The sequence below is a fragment of the Chitinophaga pinensis DSM 2588 genome, from assembly GCF_000024005.1.
GTDB classification, from domain to species: domain Bacteria; phylum Bacteroidota; class Bacteroidia; order Chitinophagales; family Chitinophagaceae; genus Chitinophaga; species Chitinophaga pinensis.
In genome coordinates, this window is record NC_013132.1 from 821,705 (window position 1) to 840,470 (window position 18,766).

16 protein-coding genes are annotated in these 18,766 nt (G+C 46.5%); 11 read left to right on the forward strand and 5 right to left on the reverse strand.

Annotated features, from left to right (window positions below; genetic code table 11):
- The first annotated feature begins 23 nt into the window (after positions 1–23).
- The 9 genes from ccoN to CPIN_RS03400 all read left to right on the forward strand — a co-directional run bounded on the left by ccoN (position 24) and on the right by CPIN_RS03400 (position 9,592).
- Positions 24–2,150, forward strand: coding sequence for a cytochrome-c oxidase, cbb3-type subunit I (ccoN, locus tag CPIN_RS03360; protein ID WP_012788355.1), 2,127 nt, complete (start codon positions 24–26; stop codon positions 2,148–2,150).
- A 26-nt stretch (positions 2,151–2,176) separates the two neighbouring features.
- Complete coding sequence (locus CPIN_RS03365; RefSeq protein WP_012788356.1) at positions 2,177–2,344, forward strand: hypothetical protein; 168 nt, start codon at positions 2,177–2,179, stop codon at positions 2,342–2,344.
- 37 nt (positions 2,345–2,381) lie between these two features.
- The gene (locus CPIN_RS03370; protein WP_052306730.1) at positions 2,382–3,476 is read left to right on the forward strand and encodes a cbb3-type cytochrome c oxidase N-terminal domain-containing protein; all 1,095 of its coding nucleotides are present in this window, start codon (positions 2,382–2,384) and stop codon (positions 3,474–3,476) included.
- Positions 3,477–3,491: 15 nt separating this feature from the next.
- The gene (ccoG, locus tag CPIN_RS03375; RefSeq protein ID WP_012788358.1) at positions 3,492–4,874 is read left to right on the forward strand and encodes a cytochrome c oxidase accessory protein CcoG; all 1,383 of its coding nucleotides are present in this window, start codon (positions 3,492–3,494) and stop codon (positions 4,872–4,874) included.
- Between the two features lie 24 nt (positions 4,875–4,898).
- A complete protein-coding gene (locus CPIN_RS36290; RefSeq protein ID WP_012788359.1) occupies positions 4,899–5,336 on the forward strand; it encodes a FixH family protein in 438 nt (145 codons plus the stop codon).
- A 6-nt stretch (positions 5,337–5,342) separates the two neighbouring features.
- On the forward strand, positions 5,343–6,059 hold the full coding sequence (locus CPIN_RS03385; RefSeq protein WP_012788360.1) for a sulfite exporter TauE/SafE family protein: 717 nt from the start codon (positions 5,343–5,345) through the stop codon (positions 6,057–6,059).
- 1 nt (position 6,060) lies between these two features.
- Entirely contained in the window at positions 6,061–7,419 is a 1,359-nt protein-coding gene (gene hemN / locus CPIN_RS03390; RefSeq protein WP_012788361.1) for an oxygen-independent coproporphyrinogen III oxidase, read from the forward strand.
- Between the two features lie 484 nt (positions 7,420–7,903).
- Positions 7,904–8,848: a UDP-3-O-(3-hydroxymyristoyl)glucosamine N-acyltransferase gene (locus CPIN_RS03395; RefSeq protein ID WP_012788362.1), complete on the forward strand. Its 945-nt coding sequence runs from the start codon at positions 7,904–7,906 to the stop codon at positions 8,846–8,848.
- A 69-nt stretch (positions 8,849–8,917) separates the two neighbouring features.
- Positions 8,918–9,592 carry a hypothetical protein gene (locus CPIN_RS03400; protein WP_012788363.1) on the forward strand — a complete coding sequence of 225 codons (675 nt, stop codon included), beginning with the start codon at positions 8,918–8,920 and terminating at the stop codon, positions 9,590–9,592.
- 7 nt (positions 9,593–9,599) lie between these two features.
- On the opposite strand, the gene CPIN_RS03405 is transcribed toward CPIN_RS03400, so the two are convergent.
- The 5 genes from CPIN_RS03405 to CPIN_RS03425 form a co-directional block, all read right to left on the reverse strand.
- The gene (locus tag CPIN_RS03405; RefSeq protein WP_012788364.1) at positions 9,600–10,580 is read right to left on the reverse strand and encodes an NAD-dependent epimerase/dehydratase family protein; all 981 of its coding nucleotides are present in this window, start codon (positions 10,578–10,580) and stop codon (positions 9,600–9,602) included.
- Positions 10,581–10,599: 19 nt separating this feature from the next.
- Positions 10,600–11,460, reverse strand: coding sequence for a 3-hydroxyacyl-CoA dehydrogenase NAD-binding domain-containing protein (locus CPIN_RS03410; RefSeq protein ID WP_012788365.1), 861 nt, complete (start codon positions 11,458–11,460; stop codon positions 10,600–10,602).
- 91 nt (positions 11,461–11,551) lie between these two features.
- The gene (pheS, locus tag CPIN_RS03415; protein ID WP_012788366.1) at positions 11,552–12,580 is read right to left on the reverse strand and encodes a phenylalanine--tRNA ligase subunit alpha; all 1,029 of its coding nucleotides are present in this window, start codon (positions 12,578–12,580) and stop codon (positions 11,552–11,554) included.
- A 16-nt stretch (positions 12,581–12,596) separates the two neighbouring features.
- Positions 12,597–13,286 (reverse strand): response regulator transcription factor, encoded by a 690-nt coding sequence (locus CPIN_RS03420; RefSeq protein ID WP_012788367.1) that lies wholly within the window; start codon positions 13,284–13,286, stop codon positions 12,597–12,599.
- A gap of 11 nt (positions 13,287–13,297) precedes the next feature.
- A complete protein-coding gene (locus tag CPIN_RS03425; protein ID WP_012788368.1) occupies positions 13,298–14,737 on the reverse strand; it encodes a sensor histidine kinase in 1,440 nt (479 codons plus the stop codon).
- 175 nt (positions 14,738–14,912) lie between these two features.
- On the opposite strand from CPIN_RS03425, the gene CPIN_RS36295 reads away from it, so the two are divergent.
- Together CPIN_RS36295 and CPIN_RS03435 are read left to right on the forward strand one after the other, a co-directional pair.
- A complete protein-coding gene (locus CPIN_RS36295; protein ID WP_012788369.1) occupies positions 14,913–15,686 on the forward strand; it encodes a GLPGLI family protein in 774 nt (257 codons plus the stop codon).
- Between the two features lie 49 nt (positions 15,687–15,735).
- Positions 15,736–18,621, forward strand: a complete 2,886-nt coding sequence (locus CPIN_RS03435) for a TonB-dependent receptor (protein ID WP_012788370.1) — start codon at positions 15,736–15,738, stop codon at positions 18,619–18,621.
- Positions 18,622–18,766: the final 145 nt, after the last annotated feature.

Sequence of the window (18,766 nt, forward strand, 5' to 3'; positions counted from 1 at the left end):
TTATCATTCGTAATTGAACAAACATGTCTCTCGAAAAATTTTCGTACGATAACCGTACCGTGAAATGGTTTGCATACGCCTGTATCGGCTGGGGGCTGGTCGGTATGCTCGCTGGATTATGGGCTGCACTGGCGCTCGTGCTTCCCGATCTGAATCTTGGCTATGCACCTACAACATTTGGCCGTCTGAGGCCCGTTCACACCAACGCTGTCATCTTCGCCTTTGTAGGTAACGGTATCTTCATGGGTGTGTATTACTCCCTCCAACGCCTTTGTAAAGCGCGCATGTTCAGCGATCTGCTGAGTAAGATTCATTTCTGGGGATGGCAGGCCATCATCGCGGGTGGCGCTATCACTTTGCTGATGGGTTGTACTACCGGTAAAGAATACGCAGAACTGGAATGGCCTTTTGATATCGCTATCACACTGATCTGGGTTGTATTCGGTGCAAACATGCTTGGTACAATCCTCCGTCGTCGTGAAATGCACCTGTACGTAGCCATCTGGTTCTACATCGGTACATGGGTGGCTATTGCGATGCTCCATATTGTGAACTCCTTTGAAATGCCGGTTTCCTTCCTGAAAAGTTACTCCTGGTATGCAGGTGTACAGGATGCTCTGGTTCAATGGTGGTATGGACACAATGCGGTGGCCTTCTTCCTGACCACGCCTTACCTTGGACTCATGTATTACTTCGTGCCTAAAGCGGCTAACAGACCCGTATACTCTTACCGCTGGTCTATCATCCACTTCTGGGCGCTGATATTCATCTATATCTGGGCAGGACCTCACCACCTGCTATATACCGCATTGCCTGAATGGGCACAATCACTGGGTACTGTATTCTCTATCATGCTGATCGCCCCATCCTGGGGAGGTATGCTGAACGGCCTGCTGACACTGCGTGGTGCATGGGATCGTGTAAGAGAAGACGCTATTCTCAAGTTCTTCGTAGTAGCGCTGACCTGTTATGGTATGGCTACTTTCGAAGGCCCGATGCTGTCACTGAAAAATGTGAACGCCATCAGCCACTATACTGACTGGACTATCGCACACGTACACGTAGGTGCCCTGGGATGGAATGGATTCCTCACATTCGGTATCCTGTACTGGATGTTACCTCGTCTGTTCTCTACACAGCTGTATTCCCGTAAATGGGCGAACACACACTTCTGGCTGGGTACACTGGGTATTATCTTCTATGTTATTCCGCTGTACTGGGCCGCCTTCACACAAAGCATGATGTGGAAACAATTTACTCCGGAAGGACAGCTGAAATTCCAGTTCCTGGAAACGGTTGCGACTGTTGTGCCGATGTATGCGCTTCGCGGATTAGGTGGCGTACTGTATATCTCCGGTGTGGTACTGATGATCTTCAACCTGGCTAAGACTGTGCGCAGCGGATCATTCGTTGCCAACGAGCCTGCTGAAGCAGCACCTCTGCCAAAAGAAGTACATACACACGGTAAATCTCACTGGCATAACTGGATCGAACGCAGACCTATACAGCTCGCTGTTTTCAGTCTGATTGTAGTCGGCATAGGCGGTATCCTGGAACTGATTCCGACCTTCCTCGTAAGAAGCAATATCCCTACTATCACCAGCGTAAAACCATACACACCGCTTGAACTGCACGGTCGTGATGTATACATCAGAGAAGGTTGTTACACCTGCCACTCTCAGATGATCCGTCCATTCCGCGATGAAGTAGCCCGTTACGGTGAATACTCCAAAGCCGGTGAATTCATTTATGACCACCCGTTCCAATGGGGTTCAAAAAGAACTGGTCCTGACCTGGCGAGAATAGGAGGCAAGTATCCGCACTCATGGCATTACAACCACATGCTCGATCCGACCTCTATGTCTCCTGGCTCTATCATGCCGCAATATCCATGGTTATTTGACGAGAAGATCGACAAAGCCAAGACACCGGCAATGATCAATGCCATGCGTAAACTGGGTGTGCCTTATCCTGCAGGTTATGAAGCGAAAGCAAATGCCGACATGCAGCAACAGGGTGAAGCAATCGCTGCAGCGCTGAAGAAAGACAAACTGGAAGTATCCTCAGATAAAGAAATCGTCGCACTGATCGCTTATCTGCAACGCCTTGGTACAGACATCAAATCAAATACAATCGTGGAGAAAAAATAATCTGAACATTGTAAATCAAGCAAGACATGAAGTTTATCAACTACCTGGAATCCATCACCGGCGTAAGCATCTATCCGCTTTCTTCTCTGGTCATCTTTACAGTATTCTTCGTACTGGCTGCATGGTGGGCATTCAAAGCAGATAAAGGCATGATAGATCATATCAGCAACATTCCGCTGGATGATCACCGGTGACAACATGCGCATTTTACTATTCTCCAATTGCAACATTATGAACAAGAAATCAATCACTATAACAAGCCTTTTCTCCCTGTGCCTGCTGAGCGCCCTGCCAGCAGATGCACAGTACAAACCTGAGCCACCATCAGAGCTGGGACATCCGGTTGCGATTGTGTTACTGACTGTCATCATCGGACTACTCATCGCAATCGTGGTACTGGGCAGCGCTGTAATCAGTGCAATGGATATTTACAGAGAACGTGTGAAGAATGAAAAGAGCAAAACAGTTGTTTCCGCTATACTGCTCCTCGCTGGTATACTTTCTGCCAACAGCCTGTTTGCACAGGATGCAAAGGAAGCAGCAGTCAGCGTTGCACCCAATATCATCAGCGGACTTTCCGACACCTCTTTTTATCTCCTGATCTCCGTAATCGCATTACAGATCATGATCATCTTCTCCCTGCTCTATACATTACGTGTACTGGTGGGCATGGAAAAGAAAAGGAAACCGAAAGTAGCAGTTCCCGGCAAACCTGTAAAACACTGGTTTGAGCGTCTTAATGACACCAGGACGCTGGATGAGGCATCTGAACAGGATGAAGACATGGGCCATGATTATGACGGTATCCGCGAACTGAACAATCCAACGCCACCATGGTGGAGATGGGGTTTCTACTGCAGTATAGTATTTGCGCTTGTCTATGTCTGGCGCTTCCAGATCTCGCATTCCGCGCCTTCACAGCTGGAAGAACTAGCCATCGCAGAAGCTGCTGCTGCTGAGGCAAAAGAAGAATACCTGAAGAACGCCGCCAACAATATTGACGAAAACAACGTCAGCCTGCTGAACAGCGCAGATGATATCGCTACCGGACAAAAACTCTTCTCCTCCAATTGTGCGCCTTGTCATGGCGCTCAGGGACAAGGGATCGTTGGTCCTAACCTGACGGATGATTATTGGTTGCACGGAGGGAAACTAAAAGCTGTCTTCTCCACCATCAAATATGGGGTACCTGAAAAGGGTATGAAATCGTGGAAAGATGACTTCTCGCCGAAACAACTGGCACAACTGGCCAGCTATATCAAAAGCATTCACGGCTCCAATCCTCCTAATCCGAAAGAAGCACAGGGCGCATTGGAAAAAGAATAAGAAAAAGCATTTGTGATGGAAGAAACGTTCAGAGATAGCATCGCTACTGTTGATAGACAGGGAAAAAGAAGCTGGATATTCAGCCAGCAACCGAAAGGAAAATTTTATAACGCAAGGAGTGTGCTGAGCTTCCTTTATTTTCTTGCGTTTTTTGCCGGACCGTTCATTCAGTTGAACGGCCGGCCCCTGTTTTTATTCAATGTTGTAGAAGGTCGGTTCATCCTGTTTGGCGCCATATTCTGGCCACAGGATTTTTTCATTTTCGGTCTGGCTATGGTGGCCTTCATTCTGTTTGTCGTATTATTTACCATGGCCTTTGGCCGCCTGTTCTGCGGATGGGCATGTCCGCAAACCATCTTTATGGAGATGCTGTTCCGCAGAATAGAATACTGGATCGAAGGAGACGCCGCCGCACAGAAAATGCTGCAACAGGCGCCCTGGAATACCGACAAAATAATTAAGAAAACCAGCAAGCATATCCTCTTTTACCTCCTGTCTTTCCTGATTGCCAATACCTTCCTGGCTTATATCATCGGTATGAAAAGCCTGACGGAGATCATTACCGGACCAGTAACTGAGCATACCGGCGGACTGGCCACCATGATCGTTTTTGCAGGCGTATTCTACAGCGTATTTGCCTTCTTCAGAGAGCAGGTGTGTACCATAGTATGTCCATATGGACGCTTACAGGGTGTATTACTGGACAGGGATTCTGTCGTAGTCGCTTATGATTATACCAGAGGTGAACCACGCGGGCATTTCAAAAAGAATGCGGACAATAACCTGGGTGATTGTATTGATTGTAATCAATGTGTGAAGGTTTGTCCGACTGGTATCGACATCCGCAACGGTACACAGCTTGAGTGTGTGAATTGTACCGCCTGCATAGACGCGTGTAACTTCATGATGGAAAAAGTAGGTCGCCCGCTGGATCTCATCCGTTACGCCTCCGAAAATGGGATCGCCAATAAACAGCCTTTACGCTTTACACCACGACTGAAGATCTATACTTCCATACTGGTTATTTTGCTGACAGCCATCACCTGGATGTTGGCCAGCCGCAAACCTGTCAGCGGTACAATTATCCGTACCGCAGGTATGTTATACCAGGAAAGAGGCCTAGACAGTATCTCTAATCTTTACCGTATCAAACTTGTCAACAAGACAACCGCCGACATCCCCCTGACGCTCAGACTGGAAGATGTACACGGTAAAATAGAGTTGCTGGGTCACCCGCAGATACTGGTAAAAGAAGAAGATCAGGGTGAGGGTATTTTCTTTGTGATACTACCCCGTACAGCGATCAGCAAACGTAAGACGCCTCTTCGCATTTCCCTCTATGAAGGAGATAAAAAGACCGGTACACTCAACACCACATTTCTGGGACCGGCCAGATAATTCACAACAGTAAAATTTACAGTCATGAACTGGGGTCATAAAATCATCATCGTATTCATACTCTTTGCAGCAGGTATCCTTACCCTCGTAACCAAAAGTATGCATACACGCATCGATATGGTCACACCCGACTACTATGCGGAAGAACTCAAGTACCAGCAGGTGATCGATGGCAGGAGGGAAGCGCAGTCGCTTTCCGCACCTGTCAGCATCAACCAGTCAGTACAATCCATTGGGGTACTTTTTCCGGCTGAGATGCACGGAGTCGCCCTGAAAGGCACTGTATTGTTCTACCGCGCATCCGATTCCCGTCAGGATGTTTCCGTTCCACTCAAAACGGACGAAAACGGACTGATGCTGGTCAGCAAACGGAGTTTCAGGAAAGGGAACTACCGGGTGCAGTTACAATGGGAAGCCGGTGGTAAAAACTACTTCCAGGAGAACTTAGTCACCATCAACTAATAGCAAATGTTCCTGACCTTGTTATACGCCTTATCAATGGGTTTCATCGGCAGCTTCCACTGCATCGGTATGTGTGGTCCCATTGCGCTTACCTTACCGGTACAGCACCTGGACGGTGTACGTAAACAAACGGGCATTCTTTTATACAATGCCGGCAGGATCACCGCATATGCCATTCCCGGCACTATTGCCGGATGGCTTGGACGACAGTTCTTCCTGGGAGGATTACAGCAATGGTTATCAGTAACGCTTGGATGTGGTATACTGTTGTTCATCTTATGCCGCTATGTCCTGAACAAGGTACATATCCGGATGAATACCAGCTTTTATGATCGCCACATCAAAAGAATGCTGGGCGATCTCCTGCGGCGCAGGCAATTACATACGCTATATGGCATCGGTTTCCTGAACGGGCTCTTACCCTGCGGACTTGTCTGGTTTGCTGTCACCGGTGCAATTGCCACCGGTAGCTACATCCAGGGCGCTCTGTTCATGATGGCTTTCGGTCTGGGTACCTTACCTGCAATGATCGCTATTACCTGGTGCAACGATCTTATCAGTATCAACCTGCGTAACCGTTTACGTCACTGTATACCTTACGCAATGACGATCATGGCACTGCTCCTGATCATGCGCGGGCTCAATCTCAACATTCCTTACGTCAGTCCGGTATTACCTGCTCCCAACGAAAGGGTAATGCAACACTGTTATAAACCTTCCTGATATGCAACTCATCAGAAAATATAATACCGCTGCTCCCCGCTATACCAGTTATCCCACAGTACCTTACTGGGATGAATCTTCTTTCAATACCGATACCTGGAAGCAGGCTTTGCTGCAATCCTTCCGCGCCACAAACGATACCGAAGGAATCAGCATTTACATCCACCTGCCTTATTGTGAACAGTTGTGTACATACTGTGGCTGTAATAAGCATATTACAGTCAATCACGGGGTAGAAGCGCCTTATATTGATTCGCTGCTGAAGGAATGGTCATTATACCTGGAATTATTCAAAAAACGGCCACGCATCAGGGAAATACATCTCGGTGGAGGCACACCGACTTTCTTCAGTCCGGAGAATCTTCATCAGCTCTTATCAGGCATCTATATGCAGGCCGACCTGCTACCGGATGCAACCCTCAGTTTCGAAGGCCATCCTAATAACACCACCACGGCACACATGCTTACACTCTACAATCTCGGCTTTCGCCGTATGAGTCTCGGCATCCAGGACTTCGATCCGCAGGTACAGGATATCATCAACCGTATACAACCTTATGAAACGGTAGAGCGGGTAACCGCTGCCGCCAGAGAAATCGGTTATACCTCCATTAACTATGACCTGGTATACGGATTGCCCTTGCAGACTATCACAAGTGTAAAGGATACCATCAGCAAAGTCATGCAGCTGCGGCCTGATAGAATTTCCTTCTACAGTTATGCACATGTTCCCTGGGTGAAAGGTGTCGGACAAAGGCGATATGCTGAAGAAGATCTTCCAAAGGACGAAGAGAAAAGAGCCCTCTATGAACTGGGTAAAACAATGTTTGCTGAAAGCGGTTATACAGAGATTGGTATGGACCACTTTGCCCTGCCGCACGACAGCTTATACCACGCCTGCAAACAGGGTTCACTGCACAGGAACTTTATGGGTTATACCGATCACCATACCTCACTGATGATCGGCTTAGGTGCTTCTTCCATAGGAGATAGCTGGTATGCATATGCACAGAATGAAAAGAAGATTACTACCTGGCAACAGTTGGTCAACAGTGGTCAGTTCCCGGTTGTAAGAGGACACATACTCGATACGGAAGATCTGCTCCTTCGTCGTCATATCCACGCACTCATGTGTGGTTTAGATACCCGCTGGACACCGGACGACAATATTGACAGCGTAATGGAAGAAAGCCTGCAAAGGCTTACTGAGCTTGAGAAAGATGGCTTGGTGGATATACAGTATGGCAGCGTTACCGTCACAGAAAAAGGCAGACCTTTCATCCGTAATATCTGTATGGCGTTTGATGCCCGCTTGTGGAGAAAGCTGCCGCATTCCCAACTGTTCAGCAACGCAATCTGATACAACTTTCACTTATTTACTTCATTATTATCACTTTATAAGCAACTGTATCCCGTTATCCAAATGCGGGATACTTTTTCCAAAAAATGGAATTTCTAAACAGCAGATATGAAGCACGATAAAAACAGCTTAGGGCTGCTTATCGAAGCAATGAAAATCTAGAAAGTATGATCGGCGGAAATGCTTGTGGGGTGTGGATTCTGGCGGGCATTAAAAAAGTCTGACCGTGTTTACAATCAGACTTTCTTGTTATGTGAATGGGTTAGTAAGTACAGGGAACAAAAATTCCCTACACAATATTAAAAAGAATTTCATCACAAAAGAAAAAAATTGCAAACTTTTTTATTCACACCACTAAAAAAAGTGTGGATAACAACAGTTACAAAGAAGCGTTAAAACTTTGTCTCTCATCTTCATGAAACGTAACGCATGAACAATAATATCGGATTCTCTACTACCTTTGCCTTACTAAACAACAGAAAACATGAAGTTTAACGAACCGATCGCGGTAACGGAAATAGCAGCATTCATAGGCGCTACGCTGGAAGGCGACGAGAAACTGATGGCCACCGGCATCAACGAAATACATAAGGTTGAACCAGGTGACATCTCTTTCGTGGATTTCGAAAAGTACTATGATGCCTGTCTGCGTTCTGCGGCGACGATTATCATCATCAATAAAAAAGTTACTTGCCCTCCGGGTAAAGTTTTACTGATAACAGACGATCCATTCAGCGCTTATGTAAAACTGGTTAAACGCTTCCGACCATTCCAACCTTCCACCAGTCCCATCAGCGATACTGCTGTAATAGGCGAGGGCACTATCATACAGCCGAATGTATTCATCGGTAATAATGTCACCATCGGCACCAACTGCATCATCCATCCGAACGTAACTATTTACGACAACTCCATCATCGGTAACAATGTGATCATACATGCCGGTAGCGTAATCGGAGCGGATGCTTTCTACTTCAAGAAAAGAGCGAACAGGGAAGTGATGTATGACAAACTGGAAAGCTGTGGAAGAGTGATCATCGAAGACGACGTGGAGATCGGCGCAAGCTGTACGATAGACAAAGGGGTGAGTGGTGATACCATCATCGGTCGTGGCACAAAATTCGATAACATGATCCATATAGGACACGGTACGGTGATCGGCCGTAACTGTCTCTTCGCTGGTCAGGTAGGTGTAGGTGGTAAAGCACACATCGAAGACAACGTAATACTCTGGGGTCAGGTAGGCGTATCCAAAGACCTTACCATCGGTAAAGGCGCCATCGTGCTTGCACAAAGTGGTGTTCCTTCTTCTCTCGAAGGAGGTAAGACTTATTTTGGTTCGCCGGTAGAAGATGCCCGCACCAAAATGAAAGAACTCTCCTGGATCAAACGTATCCCTGAGATCTGGCAGAAACTGGGTGGCAATTGATATTTTCTATAAAAGGGGCTTCATGCAGACACTACGCATGAAGCCTTTTTGTTTGTTTAAGCACGACATATGTTCCGTTATCTCCTTACAGTAGTACTCGTTATTGCCTCCGCTACAGCAGGCTTCTCCCAGAAAGGATTGTATGATGCCTCCCAGGAATGGCCGGTGAAGATCGACGATGGCTGGTTTACTGCCCGTACACTTACTTTTGGCCCTTACAGCACCTCCTCCCGCAAAAACGGCATCGACCGGAATATAGACCTCTCTTTCATCAAATCTCCCCAGCATGCGTTTAATATCCGGGTAAAAGGACAAGAGCAGGACATACTTATACAGGTGGCACAAGCGGCCCATATTGCCTTTTCCGGACTCTCTCTGCCCTCATTTCTGGACAAAATGCCCGCGACTGCACTCTTCTCCTACATAGGGATCAATGCGGCTAAAAACGAGCCCTTAAAGCAATGGCAGCTTATCCTGAAAGACATGAATTACCTGGAGTTGAATGACAATAAACCGGCAGGAGTACTGCGTTCCCCGGAGACGGAGCTGCGCGTTACGGCAAATAACCGTTTTGGCGCCCATAATTCCTATGAAAACATCTGTTATGAATTCCACCTTCGTAAACAGGTGGTAGCGGCTGTAGTGACCGGGGAACATCCCCGTGTATGGATGAGCGCGGATATAGAGAGAAATGCGCTTCAACCAATTCTTGCAGCGGCCATTGGCGCGCTGCTTGTCAGATAATGTTGTTTTATTGCTGTTGCTGGTCCTGTAGAAAGGCTTTACACATGTCAGCAATCGTCTTTTCAAGGGGTATATAGGTGAAATCAGGCAATGCCTGCTGCATCTTATCACTATTATAAAAAACCTGCATTTGTGCGGTTCGGGCAGTTTCTTTTGTGAGAATGCTCTTTTTACCGGTGATCTTGCTCTTCAATGCCTCCATTCTCCACACAATTTCAGCCATCCATGGCTTTACAGGTATATGTGGCGCTTTCTTGCCCAGTTGTTCCGCCATCTGCCGGAACAGGTCATAGTACTTCCAGTTATCAGTAGAGACCACAAAACGCTCACCGTCTACATCACTTTCCATCAGGCGGTACATGACTTCAGCCACATCCCGGACATCGGTAAATCCGTTAATGCCCTGGGTATAGTAAGGAAATTCTTTCCAGGCGTTTTTAATCAGCGCTCCTGAACCATCATTCCAGTACCCTGATCCGAGGATGATACTCGGGTTTACAATAGCCACCTCTAGTCCTTCCGCACGACCTCTCCATACTTCCATTTCTGAGAAGTACTTGCTGACAGCATACTTGGAATTGTTCTTACTTTCCTGCCATTCACACGATTCATCCAGCCTGCCCGCTTTGGCTCTTCCCAACGCAGCAACGGAACTCACATGTACCAGCTTTCTGACGCCGGCATCAATGGCCATGTTGACCACATTCGCAGTTCCCTCCACATTCACCTTCATCATGGTTGCATGTTCTCCGGGACTAAAAGACACGACAGCTGCGCAGTGATAGACCCTGTCTATCCCCACCATCGCCTCTTCCAGTGAGATAACGTCCAGTACATCTCCCTGGAACCATTCTATTTTATGCTGAATATCTTTTACCTGCTGAGGAATTTTTTTGCGGTACAATGCACGTACCGGCTCCCCGACATTCACCAGTTTCCGTAATAAATGACTGCCTAAAAAACCTGTTCCTCCCGTTACTAAAATCATGAAGTAAGTCCCGTTTGCGTCAAAGATAATTATAAAATCCCTTCCCGGTTTTCTTTCCGAGTGCACCTTCTTCTACTTTCTCTATCTGTAACGAACTGGGGGTAAAACGGGGCGCCTGGTCATACGCGGTATAAATCGAACGGGTAACCGCCAGATTTATATCATTACCGATCAGGTCCATCAAGGCAAACGGCCCCATACGAAAGCCAGCGCTTTCCATTAAACGATCAATTTTTTTATAATCTGCCACTCCTTCAGCGGCTATCTGCATTGCTTCCAGGTAATAATGCCGTGCCACCCTGTTCACAATAAACCCCGGTGTATCTTTCGCCATTACGGGTGTTTTCCCCATTTTACCGGCCAGGGTATATAACAACTCCGCTACCGCGGGCGCAGTTTCATCGCCACTCACAATTTCCACCAGCTTCATCAAAGGCGCCGGATTAAAAAAATGCATACCGGCCACCCGTTCCGGATGTATAATGTCTTTTGCTATCAGCGAGATGGAAAGGGAAGAAGTATTACTGGCAAAAATGGTATCTCGTCCGTTGACCTCTGCCAGTTTTCTAAACAGGTCCTTTTTGATGTCTGGTCGTTCTACAATCGCCTCAATAACGACGTCTGCCTGACATTTATTGATATCTGCGGTGGTAGTGTAGCGTTGCAGTGTTCCCGCTTTTTCCTCCCGGGTCATACGTCCTTTGCTGACTGCCTTATCCAGATATTCTTCCAGTCGCTGCTGACTACCTTCCAGTGCAGCCGTCTGCAGGTCATAAAGAACGGCATAATATCCGCTCATAGCCGCTACCTGGGCGATACCGGCGCCCATCGTACCGGCGCCGCATACAACGATAGTTTTTATCTGATCGATCGTCAACATAGTGGAATTTTTCAGGGGTAAAAAACAAAGGAGAAAACGGCGGTAATATCGAACGCGCGTTTTCTCCTTGTAAAAAGAATATAGTCTACGGTCAAAGCGCTCCTTCAAACTGCTCCAGGAACCTTGTATCGTTCTCGGAGAACAGGCGCAGGTCTTTGATCTGATAATTCAACATGGTAATACGCTCGATACCCATACCGAAAGCAAAGCCGGTATATTTCTCAGGATCGATACCACAGTTTTCCAGCACTTTCGGATGCACCATACCACATCCCAGGATTTCCACCCAGCCGGTATGTTTACAAACGTTACAGCCGGAACCGCCACAGATCTGGCAGGAAATATCCATTTCCGCACTTGGCTCTGTGAATGGGAAATAAGAAGGACGGAAACGGATACGTGTAGTGTCTCCGAACAGTTCCTTCACGAAGTGGTAAAGCGTCTGTTTCAGGTCCGCAAATGACACATTTTCATCGATATACAATCCTTCTACCTGGTGGAAGAAGCAATGCGCTCTCGCAGAAATCGTCTCATTACGGTATACACGACCCGGGCAGATGATACGGATAGGCAGCTTGCCTGACTCCATCGCTCTTACCTGTACGGAAGAGGTATGGGTACGCAGCAACCAATCCGGATGTTTGCTGATGTAAAACGTATCCTGCATATCTCGCGCAGGATGGTTTTCCGGCAGGTTTAACGCCGTGAAGTTATGCCAGTCGTCCTCTATTTCCGGACCTTCTGCAATAGCAAAACCCAGACGTTCAAATATGCTGATAATCTTATTTCTTACTACGCTGATCGGGTGACGGGAACCCAGTCTGTGTGGCTCTTCCGGCAGTGTCAGATCAATATCGGTGCTGGCGGCAGCGCCGTTTTCCTTCAGGTGCTCAAATTGAGTATACCTTTCCTCTGCCAGCTGTTTAAAGCCGTTCAGGACCTGTCCGAACTCTTTTTTACGCTCGTTAGGTACCTGTTTCATTTCGCCAAACATGGCCTTAACAATTCCTTTGGTTCCAAGGAATTTGATGCGGTATTGTTCAAGGTCCGCAGCTGTGGCTGGTTCAAAAGCCAGAATCTCCTGTTTGTAGGCAGCTATTTGCTGTTCTATCTGCTCCATAGGTCGCAAAGATAATTTAAAAGATCAGTTTATAACCAACCCCCCTTATATTCACGATCTGGACCCTCGGATCGTCTTTCAGATACCTTCTCAGTTTGGTAATAAACACATCCATACTCCGGGCATTAAAGAAGCTGTCATCTCCCCACAGATCCATCAAAACAGTCTTCCTTTCCATTACCTGGTTCAGGTTTTCCGATAAGCGCCGCAGTATCTCCGCTTCCCGGTGGGAGAGGAACTCTGTATGATTATTACGGGTCAGCGTCTGCTTGGTATAATTGAAGTGATACTGGCCAATCGTAATGCTGTCATTACTGGCAGCAGGCGCAGCGCCAGGAGCATTCTTAAACCGCTCCAGCAGGGCCTTGATACGGACGATCAGCTCATCCATGCTGAATGGCTTTTTCAGATAGTCGTTTCCGCCCAGTTCAAACCCCTTCACCACATCTGTCGTCTGGGATTTGGCCGTCAGAAATATGATCGGCGTCGTCTTATCCAGTTTCCTGATCTCCGTGGTCACTGTAAAGCCGTCCATATTAGGCATCATGATATCCAGTACAACCACATCCGGCTGATGTTCCTGATACAAACGGAGTCCTTCTTTTCCGTCTGCCGCATATAACATCTCAAAGCCCCTCATTTCCAGGCTGTCTTTCACGATCTGTCCCAATTGCCATTCATCCTCTATCAGTAATACTTTCGACATAGTTGTACGTATTAAACCAGTATTTGTATGATAAATTCACTTCCTTTTTCCGGTTCGCTGTTGACGGAGATAGTACCGCTATGCAGTTCCACGATCTTCTTCACATAACTCAGCCCCAGTCCGAACCCTTTTACATTGTGCAGATTACCGGTAGGCACACGGAAAAAGGTATCAAAAATGTTCTGCTGATAGATCTTCGGGATACCGATACCATTATCTTTCACCTTGATTATCAACCTGCTTCCCTCCAGGGAGGTCTTGATATATACGGAAGGCTGATCCCCGGAATATTTTATCGCGTTGTCTACCAGATTGCTCACCGCATTGGTCAGATGCGTTCTGTCGACTTTTACCAGGCGTTCTCCGACCAGGTTGTCAAACCGGAACTGTACCGGGCGACCGGACTTCAGCTGGTGATTGGTAATGATGCTGTCCATCATATCACTGAGATCTGTCGGTTCCCTGAACAGTTCTATTTCCTCTCTTTCTTCTGCTGCAATATGCAATACTTTCTCCACCAGATCTGACAAACGTTGCAATTCCTGCTTGGAGATATCCAGGTAAGTCTGGGTTTTACGCTGATCATTGAGCGCATTAAAGTTCTGCATGGCTTCCACCGCAGCGTATACGGTCGCAATAGGCGTTTTCAGCTCATGCGTCATGTTATTGATAAAATCATTTTTCACCTCCGACAAACGCTTCTGTTTCAATATGGTACGCAACATATACACAAAACAGATGGTAGTCAGTACCAGCAATACCAGCGAGCCCACCAGCGTCCACATCATCTTCGCCAGGATATACTGTAAAGGTGACTCAAACTTCGCCTGTACAAACAGATTGCTGGCAGGATTGAATGGAATCTTGGAGGTTTGTAACGGAGGTCTTTTACGCAGACTATCCCTGAAACTATCCCTGGAATAACCATTGAAATCGATATGGAAAGTATCCAGCTCATACCCTGTCAGGATCTGGCGGGAATGCAGTTCTGCGGTAAATACTGAATCCAGTTTCACCAGCTTCACACTATCGCTTGTCAGGTTATTCAGCAGTATCAGATCTGAGATCTGCCGTGCCAGGGTATCAACATATTCACGTTTGGAAGGATCATTGTTATAGCGGAATTCTCTCCTACGTTTAACCGTATCTGTTACATTTTCCCTTTGCAGATGGATCGTGCGCATGTCCGGTTCTCCGGAAGGAGGAGGCATATCATGTGGCGACAGCCGGAACGAATCGCGGTCACGATCTTTCCCGAAATTCCTGAAGTAACGGCGGGCATCCGCAAACTGTTTGTTGAAGACAGCCGTACGCAGGGATTCATTAATATCCTTGTTGAACTGATCAAGTTGTATATGATAGGAGTTGTATAACCAGTATCCCTGAAACAGGTAAATGCCGACTATACATACACACATTAGTATCAGAATATTGCGGATCCGCTGACGCATAACTGCCAATTTTCACTGTTAAGATGAGCTCCCCGGCAAAGGGGGTATGCTGCAAAACTATTGGTTCCTGCTATACCCGCTCTATCCCATTAACAATAATTAACAGTAAATAAAGCTATTTAACCAACAAATGAAAACCGAATAATGACTTTTGTATCAGAAAAAATCAGCGCATATGAAGCACTTATCAAAGACTCTACTCAGCGCCGCACTGGTTGCCTTTACCGGTATGACGGCGTTTGCACAGGATAAAAATACTGGCGTAATCGACTACGAAGTGAATGCAAAAATGCCCCAGCGTGGTGGTACAGAAGGCGATGGCGAAGAACAGGTAATCACCTTTAACCAGCATTTTTACTTCACCGGTGGCAAAGGCAAGCTGGACACAGAACGTCCTAACTTTGGCGGTGGCAACTTTGGTGGTCAGCGTCCGGGTGGCGGCAATGGCGGTCCCGGTGGTAATGGTCCACGTGGGGGCGGCGGTCGTTTCGGCGGTATGCGTAACTTCGGAAATGCCTATGTAGACCTGACGGGAAAGAAATACCTCCAGATCTTCTCTAAACCAGAAGACACGACAAAGGTTTACTATGCCGAAGAAGCCTATACCCCTGCAAAAGATCCAAAACTGAGCGACAAAACCAAAAAGATCGCTGGTTTAACCTGTAAGAAAGCTACCGTTACCGTACGTAACGAAGAATATACAGTATGGTACACCCAGGATCTTCCTTTCAGTTACAGCCCGATCAACGGTCTGCTGCCTGATGGTAATGGCGTTGTACTCTCCGCAGAAGGCAGCCGTCGCTCCTTTAACGCGATCAAAGTAGATTTTAAACCTGTCACTACTGACATCTCTATACCTGCGAATGCAGAAAAAGTAACGGAAGACCAGATGCGTGATATGCGCCGCGAAGCGATGCAGAAATTCCGTGAACGGCAGAATGGAAACTAGCTAAGAACTGTAAGTTTGCATCGTTTCCTCTTTTACCAATACTCTTTTCATGAAAAGATTTACCCTTATTGCTATAACACTGTTCCTGTTTGCGCTGACCACACAGGCGCAAACGGGACAGATAAAAGGTCTCCTGACCGACTCGTCTGCTGCACATCCTTTACCGGATGCAACAGTGGCCCTGCTGAACGGCCGGGATTCTTCCCTTGCTGCTACTGCCTTTACCGATAAAAAAGGCGCCTTTTCTTTCTCAGGCGTTTCCCTGGGCAACTACAGAATATATATCACGTTCCTGGGTTATAAACCAATATTTAAAAGCGTCACGCTTTCAGCCGCCGATCCGGTGCTGGATATGGGGACCATACAGCTAAAAGGCAAGGGCCTGCTGCTGAACGAGGTAGAGATTATTCAGGAAGTGCCGCCGATCACCGTCAAGAAAGACACACTGGAATTCAACGCCGGCTCTTTCAAAACAAGAGAAAATGCCGTGGTCGAAGACCTCCTGAAAAAACTACCCGGAGTTACCGTAGATAAAGATGGTACTATAACAGCACAGGGTGAAACAGTGAAAAGGGTATTGGTAGATGGTAAACCGTTTTTCGGCGATGACCCGAAACTGGCTACTAAAAATCTGCCGACAGATATCATTGACAAAATCCAATTGATCGACCGTAAATCAGACCAGGCACAATTCACTGGTATTGATGATGGAAACACAGAAAAAACGATCAACATTACGATTAAAAAAGATAAGAAACAGGGCTTCTTTGGCCGCGCATCCGCCGGTTATGGCGACAATGACCGCTTCGCTGTCAATGCAAGCCTGAACAGCTTCCGCGACAACAAACAATTGTCCTTCCTCGGAAGTGGTAACAACGTAAATAATCTCGGCTATACATTCAATGACGTCTTCAATTTCAGCGGCGGAGGTAACTCCGGCGGGGGAGGAGGCGGTGGTGGTGGCCGTGCAGGCGGAGGCGGACGCGGCGCGGCACAATCCACCATCAGCAACCTGGGTGGTAATAGTACAAACGGTATCACCCGCAACTGGAACGCCGGTTTTAACTATAACCAGGATATCAATTCCAAACTCAAAATAAACGGTAGCTATTTCATTAACGATACCAGAACGGAAACAAAGAGAACGAGTGACCGACAGACCTTCCTGCCCGATACTACGTATTATTATAATCAGCAGTCAGGTTCTGTTACTGATAACAAAAATCACCGTGTCAACATGAAAGTCGAATACCAGATCGACTCTATGCATTCATTGATTGTAACGCCTACATTCTCCTATTCAGATGGCGGAACAACGTCGTCCAACACTTATCAGTCCCTGGATGAAAACAAGGTCCAGACCATTGATGGTGTGTCCAATAACAGAAGCCATGCTACGTCGCCTAACTTTTCTACGAATGCATTGTTCCGTAAAAAGTTTCATAAAATAGGCCGTACCCTGAGCGCCAACCTGACTTTTGGTTATAACACAACCGACAGGCAAAACTTCTTCAAAACACAGGATACACATCTGGGTTCTGATACAACAGATGCTTACTTTACCGGCTACGACAGAATGACCCAGGCCGATAACAGTGGCCGCAATATGGGTGTACGACTCACCTATACAGAGCCGCTCATGAAAGATCGCTTCCTGGAACTGTCTTACGCCTGGAACAATAATTACAGCTCTTCCACAAACCTTACCTACGATGTCAATGGTGATAACGGTAAATACGATCGCCTGAATGATAGTTTAAGTAACATATTTGAAAATACATTCACCACACAACAGGCAGGTATCGATATCCGTACACAAAAACTGAAGTATGATTATACCTTCGGTCTGAATGTACAGTTTGCAAGTCTGCTGAATGATAACGTAAGCCGTAAAACACGCATTGATCAGCACACCGTAAACTTCTATCCATCTGCATCATTCAACTATAATTTCCAGAGAGGGAAGAGATTACGTCTGCGTTATAATGGTAGTACCTCACAGCCAACAGTAACACAATTACAACCACTGCCAGATCTGACCAGCTCACTATATGTGCAACAGGGTAACCCTGATCTGAAGCCATCCTTCCAACACAGTCTGAACCTGGGTTATAACACGTTCAATAACAGCACATTCCGAGGCTTCTTTACCGGTATCAACGCTAGTCTGACGAGCAATAAAATTGTAAACGCCAACCGTGTCGATACTTCCGGTAAACAATACACGAAACCAATGAACGCAAACGGTGCATACTCCTTGAGTGCGTATGCAGTGAACAGTCTGCCGATTAAGAAACTGAACACAACCGTGAGTTTAAACACTAACATCAATTATCTCAGAGATGTAAGCTTTGTAAGTGGCAGAAATAATTTCGATAGACTGTCAAGAACATACACACAGAATTTTGGTGTTACACAGGGTATCAATTTCAACTATACTTATAAGGAACTGTTTGACTTCTCTACCAGCGCCAATATTAACTACAGTGGTGCACGCTATGCCGTGCAGCCAAACAACAATACGAACTATTTCAACTATTCGTTTGCATTTGACTACAATGTGAATCTGCCACTCGGATTCATCATTGGCAGTGATATCACATATACACTCAATGCCGGCCGGGCTGAAGGTTACAACGTAGACGTTACCATGCTGAATGCATTCGTTTCAAAAAGTGTATTTAAAAATAAGCGAGGCCTGATCAAATTATCCGGTTACGACTTGTTACACCAGAATGTAAGCATCGCACGTAATACCGGTGAAAATTATATTGAAGACGTGAACAACATGGTATTGCAACGATACTTCATGCTCAGCTTCACCTTCTTTATTAACAAATTTGCAGGTAGTGGAAATGGAAGCGGAAATGAACGTCGCAGAATGGGCCCTCCGGGAATGAGGATGGGCGCTCCGATGATGATGCCAAGGGGTTAGTAAGACAATACATTAAACGTAAAAGGTCTCACATATATGTGAGACCTTTTTTTATTCAAATTTGATGTAAAATGACTCCGATGTTGATGAATTTTTTGAAAGGTTGAAAGGATAACAAAGGTGGGGGCGTACTTCCTCATTCATA